Genomic DNA, 9694 nt, shown 5'->3' on the forward strand with positions numbered 1-9694 from the left:
TGGCCAGGTCGACCAGGACGCCGGCGGCTGCCCGCCGCGTTGGCCGCGCTCGCCGCGCTGCTCGCCGTCGGCGCCGGCGTCCTGGTCGACCTGGCCACCCCCGCACCCCGCCCCGCCGACGCGCCCGCGGACGCGTTCAGCGCCGAGCGGGCGTACCAGCAGGTCAAGGTCATCGCGGCGCGGCCGCACGTGGCGGGCAGCCCCGCCAACGACCAGGTCCGGGAGCACGTCGTGGGCGTGCTGCGCGGGCTGGGTCTGGAGACCGAGGTGCAGGACACCGTCGCCCCGGAGGCCGGGCAGCTCAGCGGGGCGGCCGGCGGCGCCACCCTGGCCCGGGTCCGCAACGTGGTGGCCCGGCTGCCCGGCACCGACCCGACCGGGCGGGTCTTCCTGGTGGCCCACTACGACTCGGTGCAGTCCGGGCCGGGCGGCAACGACGACGCCGCCGGCACCTCGACCATCCTGGAGGTGGCCCGGGCGCTGGCCGCCGGCCCGCGCCCCCGCAACGACGTGGTACTGGTGCTCACCGACGCGGAGGAGGCGTGCCTGTGCGGGGCCGCCGGCTTCGCCGCCGACCACCCGCTGGCCGCCGACGGCGGAGTGGTGCTCAACCTGGAGGCCCGCGGCTCCACCGGCCCGGTGATCATGTTCGAGACGTCCCGGAACAACGCGAAGCTCGTGGAGGCCTTCGGCCGGGCCGCCCCGCACCCGGTGGGCACCTCGTTCGCCGTGGAGATCTACCGGGCGCTGCCCAACGACACCGACTTCACCGCCTTCCTCGACCACCGGTTCGTCGGGCTGAACTCGGCGTACATCGACGGGGGCGCCGTCTACCACACCCCGCTCGACGTGCCCGAGGCGATGAACCGGGGCAGCCTCCAGATGCACGGCGACAACGCCCTCGGCCTGGCCCGCGAGTTCGGCCGGACCGACCTGCGCGACCTGCGCTCCGGCCACGACGACACCTACTTCCCGGTGCCCGGCGGGCTGGTCCGCTACCCCGGCTGGCTGACCCTGCCGCTGGCGGTGGCCGCCCTGCTCGCGGTCGGCGCGCTCGGCGTTCTGCTGCGCCGGCGCGGCCGGGCCACCACCGGGCGGCTCGCCGCCGGCGCCGGGCTGACCCTCGTGCCGGTCGTCGCCGCCCCGCTGGGCGCGTGGCTGCTCTGGACCGCGGTCACCACCGTCCGCCCCGGCTACGCCGAGCTGCTCGACCCGTACCGCCCGGTCTGGTACCGGCTCGCCGTGGTGGCGCTCGCCGCCGCGATCCTGTTCGCCTGGTACGCGCTGACCCGCCGCTGGGCCGGCCCGGCCGCCCTGGCCTTCGGCGGCCTGGTCTGGCTGGCCCTGTTCGGGGTGCTCCTCGCCGTGCTGGTGCCCGGTGGCGCGTACCTGACCACCGTGCCCGCCCTGGCCGGCGCGCTCGCCGGCCTCGCGGCGCTGGCCACCCGCCGGGACGGCCCCTGGCCGGTGGTCGCCGTGACCCTGGCCGGCGCGGTGGCCGTGGTGATCCTGCTGCCCACCATCGTGCTGCTCTTCCCGGCGCTGGGCATGGGCATGGGCGGCGTGGCGGCGCTCGTCGCGGTGCTGCTCGGCCTGGCCGCGCTGCCGGTCGTGGACCTGCTGCACCCGCAGGCCGGCGGCCAGCGCGGCCTGCTCGCGCTCCGGGCCCGCCGGCTCGGCGCGCTGCCCGCGGGCGCCGCCGCGCTCGCCGCCGTGGTGCTCGCCGGGGTCGGCCTGGCCGTGGACCGCTTCGACGCCGCGCACCCCGTGCCGACCCACCTCATGTACGCCCTCGACGCCGGCACCGGCAAGGCGCAGTGGCTCAGTCACGAGGAGGCCCCCCAGCCGTGGACGGACGGGTACGTGGACCGCGCCGTTTCGGTGGCCGACGACTTCCCCGGGCTCGGTGACGCGGAGCTGCGGAGCGGAGCGGCCCAGGCGGCGAACCTGCCCGCCCCGAAGCTGGAGACGCTCTCCGACACCCGCTCCGGCGACCAGCGGGTGCTACGGGTCCGGGTGCTGCCGCAGCGGCCGGTCCGGCTGCTCTCCCTGCACGTGGACACGTCCACGGCCGAGGTGCGCTCGGCGAGCGTGGCCGGGCGGGACGTGCCGGTCAAGGCGCGCGACGGCCGATGGGGCTTCGGCGTCGTCTTCCACGCCCCGCCGCCGGAGGGTGTCGAGGTCACCCTGACCCTGGTTCCGAAGGCGGGACAGGTGAACCTGCGCGCCATGGACGCCAGCGACGGGCTGGGCGGGCTGCCCGGGTTCCGGGCCCGGCCCGCGGACGTCGGCGTGGTCGGCTCGCACAGCTCGGAGATGCTGGCGGTGGCCCGGACCTATCCGCTGTAGCCGGCGCCCGTCAGCCGGGGCGCCCCCGCAGCAGGGGACGGGCGAAACGGCCACCCATCGTGTCCCCGGCCACCACTCCGGCCAGCACCAGCACGACGAAGGTGGTGACCAGCACCGGCGGCCAGCCACCCACCAACGGCATGGCGGCCACCAGGATCACCAGCCAGAACACGCGGTGCAACGGGAACGTGCCGACGATCCGGTAGGTGAACAGCGTGCGCCCCACGAGGAAGAGCGCGGGCCCGCCGAGGATCAGCGCGATCCACCGCGCCGGGGTGTCACCGGTGGGCCGCTCGACGACCAGGTCGAACGCGGCGGCGGTGCAGACCACGCCGGCCAGCATGACCAGGTGCGTGTACGGCGCCAGCCGGGTCGCCCGCCGGAGCAGCCCCGGCGCGGTGGTCCGCACGATGGATCCGGCCCTCAGGACGTAGATCTGCCAGAGCAGCAGCATCGAGGCGAAGGCGGTCAGGAAGGCGGCCGAACGGGCCAGGGTGAACTCGGACCTGCTGATCTCCAGGGTGGGCACCAGGATGACGTCACCGAGAGCCAGGATGATGAACTGCTGGTAGCGCTCACCCAGGTGGTCGGTCGTCTTCTCGTACTGGGCGAACGGCACCCGGCCGAGACCGGGCGTCGGGTAGCGCGCCGCGGCCGAGACGTAGTCGATCGTCACGGCGACGGCCCAGAGCGCCCACGACCACCCGTGCGGCAGCAGGGCCCCACCGATCCAGAAGAAGCTGGAGACCACGAACCAGAAGAGGAAGCGGGCCGCTCGCTGCTCGGCCATGTGCCGGTGCTGGTGCAGCACGGTCACCAGCACCACCCCACGCACCAGGTGCGGGGTCACGTAGCCGATCGCGAAGACCAGCGCGTGCGAGTCGACGGCCAACGCCGCCGCGGTCACCACGGCGCCGAGCATGGTCACCATCAGGATGGCCTGGATCGGTCGCTGGTCCGGATCGTAGAAGTCGGTGGTGGTCGACGTGATCGACCAGGTCCACCAGATCGCCATCAGCATGATCACGACCGGCGCGACGCCGTTCCACGAGGCGCGGTCCGCGATCAGCATCGAGACCAGCGCGAGCGCCGCCACGAAGACGACGTCGAAGAGCAGCTCCAGCAGGGTGGCGCGGGTCGACCCGTTCGGCGGGCGTACCAGCTCGCTGCTGCCCCCGGTCGTCATGCCCGGCCTCCCGCCGCCCGTCGACCTGGCTCTAACTCAGGAACTCCAGGAGCTGCTGTGTGGTCTGCTCGGGGGCCTCTTCCGGAATGAAGTGCCCGACCGGGACGGGCCCGCCCCGCACGTCGTCCGACCATTCCCTCCAGATCCCGAGCGGGTCGTCGTAGAGCTTCGCGACCTGACCCCGTTGACTCCAGAGAAACAGCACCGGGCACTTGATCTTCCGGATTCCGCGGTCCGCCTCGTCCTGCTCGTAGTCCACCGTCGCGGCCGCGCGGAACTCCTCGCAGATCGCGTGGACCGTGGCAGGGTCGGTGAACTGCTTGACGTACGCGGCCCGCACCTCGGCGGGGAACGCATCCTTCACCTCAGGCCAGGTGTCGAGCATGAAATCGACGAGCACGGCGGGCGCCGCGTCGATGAACCGCTCGGGCACCGGCGCCGGCGCGGCCAGGAAGGACCAGACCCAGTAGGAGAGGCTGAACGTCTTGTCGGCACGGTTGTAGACATCGCCGATGGGAACGACGTCCATGACGGCCAGCCGAGTGACGACGTCGGGTGCATCGAGCGCAAGACGGTAGGCGCAACGGGCACCGCGATCGTGTCCGACGAGGCGGAACTGCTCATGACCCAGACTCCGCATGACCTCGATCTGGTCGCGGGCGACGGCTCGCATGCTGTACGGCTCGTGATCGGCGCTGCTCGGCGGTTTGCCGCTGTCGCCCCAGCCCCGCATGTCGGTGACGACCACCGTGTGGTTCTCGGCAAGCTGCGGCGCTACGCGATGCCACATGAGGTGCGTCTCGGGAATGCCGTGCAGGAGCAGAACGGGAGGCCCGTTTCCGCCACGGCGTCCGTGGATCGTCGCACCGGACGTGGGGATGTCGAATTCTTCGAACCCGTCGAACACGGCCGGAACCCCCCGCAACTCGTCAGGACCGCCGGCCCGCCGTCACGCTGGACGATCTCCTCCGCACAGCTTCCCTGGCCGCGGTACGACGGTATCAGCGGGAAAGGACGGAATCGTACAGAATTGCGCTCGGGATCTTGACCGATACGTCGATCATCTGCTTATGTTGACGGCATGACCAGGTCCTCCGCGTCGATGCGCGAACCCACCTACTTCATCCTGGCCGCGTTGCAGGACGAGCCCTTGCACGGCTACGCGATCGTCAAGCGGGCGCTGGAGTTGTCCGACGGGCGGGTACGCCTCACGACGGGCACCCTCTACGCCGCTCTGGACCGGCTCACCGGTGAAGAGATGGTGCGGGTGGCCGAGGAAGCGGTGGTCAACGGCCGCGCCCGCCGCACCTACGAGCTGACCCAGCGAGGCATGTCCGCGTTGACTGCGGAGGCGGAGCGGATGGCTGCGGCGGCGAGCGTCGTTCGCCACCGTTCCGTCCGCCCGACGGCTGCGGGTCGGGTGGTGCCGGCATGACCGAGCTGGAGCGCCGGTACCGGTGGCTGCTGCGGGCCTACCCCCGCGCCTACCGGCAGTATCGCGCCGACGAGATGCTCGAAACCCTGCTCGCCACGGCTGACAACCCGCGGCGGCCGAGCCTCCGCGAAGCGGCGGCGCTCGTGGTCGGAGGGCTACGCGCCCGCACCGGTGTCGACCGTCTCGGCTCGCGATCGGCACTGGGACACTCCGCACTGCGACTGTCCGCGCTGTCCCTGCTCGTGTACGGCCTGACGCAGCGGGCCGGAGGCCCGATCGGGGTCCTGGTGACGATGCTGTCGGAGGGCCCGTACAACCCCGGCGGATGGTGGTTCATCGTCATTCCGGCGCTGCTGACCATCGCGCTCTTCGCTGCGGCGTGGGGTAGCTACCGGCTGGCATTCGCTGCGGCGATCTTGACCGTGGCCGCGCAACATTTCTCGGCAAACGGGTGGGACCTATCGTTCTGGTTCTCGTCGGTCTATGACCTCCAGGACGCGATGCTTCCCCAGTTCTGGCCAGCGCTGCTGGCTTCGCTGGCGTTGCTGCGACTGCTCCGCGCACCCCGAACGCCCGTGGCCCGACCGTGGGCCTGGCCCGTCCTCGGGGCGCTGGCAGTCGTCGCTTTGGCGCCGAGCCCGATCAACGGCTGGTTGGACGCACCACTGATGTCCCTGTGCGCGTTCGCCGCACTGGCCGTCATCACCGCGCCGGTCGATGCACGGATGCCCATCGTCGCCTCGGTGCTTCTCCTGGCGCCGGCCTTGGCGCAAGCCACCTACCTGCTCGGTTCCAAACAGGCAGGGTGGGAAATAGAAGTCTCCATCACCGCGATCCTCATCCTCGCGGCGATCATGGTGATGACGCTTGCCGCCGGCACAATCGCAGGCCGCCGCCAAGCCCGCATGTAGACCCGGAACTCACTTCCAGCGGAAGTGGACGAAGAGGCGGCCGAAGTTCTTCGAGTCCTTCTCGACCCGGTGGTAGAGCTGCTTGACGTCCTTCTGGTCGAGGAAGCGCAGCACCTTCTTCTTGAGCTGGCCGGAGCCCTTCCCAGGGATGATCTCCACGAGGGTGGCCTTCTTGGCCACCGCCTCGTCCATGATCCCGCGCAGGGCCCGGTCGATGTCGTGGCCCCTGTTGTAGATGTCGTGGAGGTCGAGCTTCAGCTTCACCAGCCCATCGTAGGTACGCCGAAGGGCAGCCCCGTAGGGCTGCCCTTCGAGGTCAACCGTCAGCGGCCGCCGACCTTGCCCTCCACCCGCCGCAGGGCCGTGGTGTAGTCGGCGTTTGTCGAGTACATGGCCGCCGCGATGCGCAGGTGCCGCAACGCGTCGACGGGGCGGTTCATCCGCTCCAGCGTCCGGCCCAGCACGTGGTGCGCATAGTGGTCGCTCGGGTCCCGGTCGACCAGCTCGCGCAGCTGCTCCTCGGCCCGGTTGAGCTGGGCCGACTGGAAGTACGCGCGGGCCAGCAGCTGCCGGACCGAGGAGTTGCCGGGCTCGGCCTCGACGATCGGTTCGAGCAGCCGGGCCGCTCCGGTCGGGTCACCCGCTTCGAAGAACATGGTCGCCCGCCGGTACTCCGCCAGAAGATCCACTCGATCCACCTCCTCGTGTCGCGCCAGCCCTTTCTCCGACGCTGGCACAACACCAGCCGTACCGCGAGTGTTCCTTCGGGGCGGATCGTGCTCAGGAGGTCGGGTCGTACCGGTCCCCGACCAGCTCCCAGGCCCGGACACCGCCGACGATTCCGGCCGTGTTCGGGACGACCACGACGTCGTCGCCCATCCGGGCCAGTTGGTCCGGCCGGATGAGCCGGGAGTTGCCGCCGCCCAGGTAGAGCCGGTCCCAGCGGAAGACCGGCCGCAGGCCGTCCACCACCTGGCGGATCCGCCGGGACCAGAACGCGTCGCCGAGGCGCCGCCGTTCCGGCTCCCCGACGTACGTGTCGTAGGTGGTGTTCCAGCGCACCGGCGCGTGCGACAGCTCCAGGTGCGGGGCGAGCACCCCGCCGTCGAAGAGCGCGCTGCCCAGCCCGGTGCCGAGGGTCAGCACCAGCTCGCAGCCGGTCCCGGCGACGACGCCCGCGCCGTGCACCTCGGCGTCGTTGAGCACCAGCGCCGGCACGCCGAACGCCTCGGCCAGGGCGCTGCGGGCGTCGTACCCGGACCATTCGGCGACCAGGTCGGGGTCGACCCGGCTGCGCGGGCCGGAGCGGGTCACGTAGTGCGGGGTGGCCACGACCACGCCGTGCCGGATCATGCCGGGCATCCCGACGGTGAGCCGGTCCGCCGGGGGCAGCCGGCCGCCGAGGTCCAGCAGCGTCTTGACGAACAGGGCGGGCGGCAGCGGGTACGGCGTGGGGACGCGCAGCGGCCGGGCGCGCATGGTCCCCGCCGCGTCCAGCACGGAGGCCTTGATCCCACCGCCCCCGCAGTCGATCGCCAGAGTGGTCACCACGGCTGTGAGTCTCCCTCACCCCGGTCGGGCCCCGAGCCCGGGTCATCCGATTCGGCGCGCCGGTAGGCTCGATCTCCTCATGAGCGCCACATTGATCGCCAAGGACCTCACCGCCGGCCACGGCGACCGTCTCCTCTTCACCGACCTGGATCTGGTGGTCGCCCCGGGCGACGTGGTCGGGCTGGTCGGGGTGAACGGCGCCGGCAAGTCCACGCTGCTGCGTACCCTCGCCGGGCTTCAGCCGCTGGAGCAGGGGTCGGTGGTATCGAACCCGCCCACCGCCACCGTGGGCTACCTGCCGCAGGAGCCGGAGCGCCGGCCGGGTGAGACGGTCCGCGGCTTCCTGGCCCGGCGCACCGGCGTGACCGCGGCGCAGGCGGCGCTGGACGCGGCCACCGAGGCGCTGACCGCCGGGGCGCCGGGCGCGGACGACGCGTACGCCACGGCGTTGGAGCGCTGGCTCGACCTGGGCGGGGCCGACCTGGACGAGCGGGCCGAGCAGGTCGCCGCCGAGCTGGGGCTCCGCGTCGACCTGGACCACCCGATGACCGGGCTCTCCGGCGGCCAGGCGGCCCGGGCGGGGCTGGCCTCGCTGCTGCTCAGCCGCTACGACGTCTTCCTGCTCGACGAGCCCACCAACGACCTCGACCTGGCCGGCCTGGACCGGTTGGAACGCTTCGTCACCGGGCTGCGCGCCGGCACCGTGGTGGTCAGCCACGACCGGGAGTTCCTCACCCGGACGGTCACCCGGGTGATGGAGCTGGACCTGCACCAGGGCCAGGTCAACCACTTCGGCGGCGGCTACGCGGCCTACCTGGAGGAGCGGGAGGTGGCCCGCCGGCACGCCCGCGAGGAGTACGAGGAGTACGCCGGCACCCGGGCGCAGCTGGAGGCACGGGCCCGGACGCAGCGGTCCTGGATGGAGAAGGGCGTGAAGAACGCCCGCCGCAAGGCCACCGACAACGACAAGATCGGCCGGAAGTTCCGCTCCGAGTCCAGCGAGAAGCAGGCCGCCAAGGCCCGACAGACCGAGCGGTTGATCGAGCGCCTGGAGGTGGTCGACGAGCCGCGCAAGGAGTGGGAGCTGCGGATGGAGATCGCCGCCGCGCCCCGCGCCGGCGCCGTCGTGGCCGCGCTCCGGGGCGCCCGGGTACGCCGGGGCGACTTCACCCTCGGCCCGGTGGACCTCCAGATCGACTGGGCCGACCGGGTGGCGATCACCGGGGCGAACGGCTCCGGCAAGAGCACCCTGCTGGCCGCGCTGCTCGGGCGGCTGCCGCTGGACGAGGGGCACGCCGCGCTCGGCCCGGGCGTGGTGGTGGGCGAGGTGGACCAGGCCCGGGGGCTCTTCCTCGGCGACCAGCCCCTGCTGGACGCGTTCGGCGCCGCCGTACCCGAGTTGAGCCCGGCGGACGTGCGGACGCTGCTGGCCAAGTTCGGCCTGCGGGCCGACCACGTGCTGCGGCCGGCGGCCACCCTCTCCCCCGGTGAGCGCACCCGGGCCGCGCTGGCCCTGCTCCAGGGACGCGGGGTGAACCTGCTGGTGCTCGACGAGCCGACCAACCACCTGGACCTGGCGGCGATCGAGCAGCTCGAATCGGCCCTGGCCGGCTATCCGGGGACGCTGCTGCTGGTGACCCACGACCGGCGGATGCTGGACGCGGTGAGCGTCAACCGGCGGCTGCGGGTGGCGGACGGGCGGATCGCCGAAGATTGATCCGTGCCGACCCGGTCGCGCGGGGTGAGAATGACTCCATGCTCAAGTGGGAGTACGCGCTGCTGGTCCGCCGGCGGCAGGCCGCCACCACCGACATCGGGTGGGAGGTCGTCTTCATCTGGTACGGCCCGGACGGCTCCATGATCGACGTCACGCCGTACGGCGACACCGCGCTGGCCCACCTGAACCGGGCCGGCGACCAGGGCTGGGAACTGGTCGCGATGAGCGAAGATCCATCGCTGCCCGGCAACAACGAGTTGCACCGCTACCACCTGAAACGGCCGAAGGCGCCCGCGCCGCAGCCGCGCCAGCGGATGCGCGGCTCCCGCGCCGCCCGCCGCACCATCGCCGGCTGACCGGCCCCTGCCGCTGCCCCTGCCCTTGCCCCTGCCCTTGATCAACTCCAGCTCGCCGAGGTGGCGCGGACGCCGGGCGCCGGATGCCGCCAGCTCGCCGAGGTGGCGCCGTCGCCGCGCGCCGGATGCCGCCAGTCCGGCGAGCTGGAGTTGATCTACTCCGCCGGCGACGCGGCCTCCGGGCAGGCG

General features: G+C 72.5%; 10 protein-coding genes. 5 read left to right on the plus strand and 5 right to left on the minus strand.

Annotated features, from left to right (window positions below):
* Nucleotides 1–27: 27 nt before the first annotated feature.
* Nucleotides 28–2349: a M28 family peptidase gene (locus tag F8274_RS28305; RefSeq protein ID WP_151465426.1), complete on the plus strand. Its 2322-nt coding sequence runs from the start codon at nt 28–30 to the stop codon at nt 2347–2349.
* Between the two features lie 10 nt (nt 2350–2359).
* On the opposite strand, the gene F8274_RS28310 is transcribed toward F8274_RS28305, so the two are convergent.
* Both F8274_RS28310 and F8274_RS28315 read right to left on the minus strand, forming a co-directional pair.
* Nucleotides 2360–3535: a low temperature requirement protein A gene (locus F8274_RS28310; RefSeq protein WP_151465418.1), complete on the minus strand. Its 1176-nt coding sequence runs from the start codon at nt 3533–3535 to the stop codon at nt 2360–2362.
* 31 nt (nt 3536–3566) lie between these two features.
* The gene (locus tag F8274_RS28315; protein ID WP_151465419.1) at nt 3567–4442 is read right to left on the minus strand and encodes an alpha/beta fold hydrolase; all 876 of its coding nucleotides are present in this window, start codon (nt 4440–4442) and stop codon (nt 3567–3569) included.
* Nucleotides 4443–4616: 174 nt separating this feature from the next.
* Between F8274_RS28315 and F8274_RS28320 the strand changes: the two genes are divergently transcribed.
* Both F8274_RS28320 and F8274_RS28325 read left to right on the plus strand, forming a co-directional pair.
* Nucleotides 4617–4970: a PadR family transcriptional regulator gene (locus F8274_RS28320; RefSeq protein ID WP_151465420.1), complete on the plus strand. Its 354-nt coding sequence runs from the start codon at nt 4617–4619 to the stop codon at nt 4968–4970.
* Nucleotides 4967–5881, plus strand: coding sequence for a hypothetical protein (locus F8274_RS28325; RefSeq protein ID WP_151465421.1), 915 nt, complete (start codon nt 4967–4969; stop codon nt 5879–5881). The genes F8274_RS28320 and F8274_RS28325 overlap by 4 nt, the downstream gene beginning before the upstream one ends.
* A gap of 9 nt (nt 5882–5890) precedes the next feature.
* Here F8274_RS28325 and F8274_RS28330 read toward each other — a convergent pair whose 3' ends face one another.
* From F8274_RS28330 to F8274_RS28340, 3 genes are all read right to left on the minus strand, one after another.
* Nucleotides 5891–6145: a Smr/MutS family protein gene (locus F8274_RS28330; RefSeq protein WP_046564396.1), complete on the minus strand. Its 255-nt coding sequence runs from the start codon at nt 6143–6145 to the stop codon at nt 5891–5893.
* A gap of 59 nt (nt 6146–6204) precedes the next feature.
* The gene (locus F8274_RS28335; RefSeq protein ID WP_151465422.1) at nt 6205–6570 is read right to left on the minus strand and encodes a M48 family metallopeptidase; all 366 of its coding nucleotides are present in this window, start codon (nt 6568–6570) and stop codon (nt 6205–6207) included.
* A gap of 91 nt (nt 6571–6661) precedes the next feature.
* Nucleotides 6662–7432 (minus strand): ROK family protein, encoded by a 771-nt coding sequence (locus F8274_RS28340; RefSeq protein WP_151465423.1) that lies wholly within the window; start codon nt 7430–7432, stop codon nt 6662–6664.
* Between the two features lie 79 nt (nt 7433–7511).
* Here F8274_RS28340 and F8274_RS28345 point away from each other — a divergent pair, with 79 nt between their 5' ends.
* Both F8274_RS28345 and F8274_RS28350 read left to right on the plus strand, forming a co-directional pair.
* The gene (locus F8274_RS28345; RefSeq protein WP_151465424.1) at nt 7512–9149 is read left to right on the plus strand and encodes an ABC-F family ATP-binding cassette domain-containing protein; all 1638 of its coding nucleotides are present in this window, start codon (nt 7512–7514) and stop codon (nt 9147–9149) included.
* A 38-nt stretch (nt 9150–9187) separates the two neighbouring features.
* Entirely contained in the window at nt 9188–9505 is a 318-nt protein-coding gene (locus tag F8274_RS28350; protein ID WP_151465425.1) for a hypothetical protein, read from the plus strand.
* Nucleotides 9506–9694 lie beyond the last annotated feature (189 nt).

Source organism: Micromonospora sp. AMSO31t, from assembly GCF_008868175.1.
Classification (GTDB): Bacteria; Actinomycetota; Actinomycetes; order Mycobacteriales; family Micromonosporaceae; genus Micromonospora.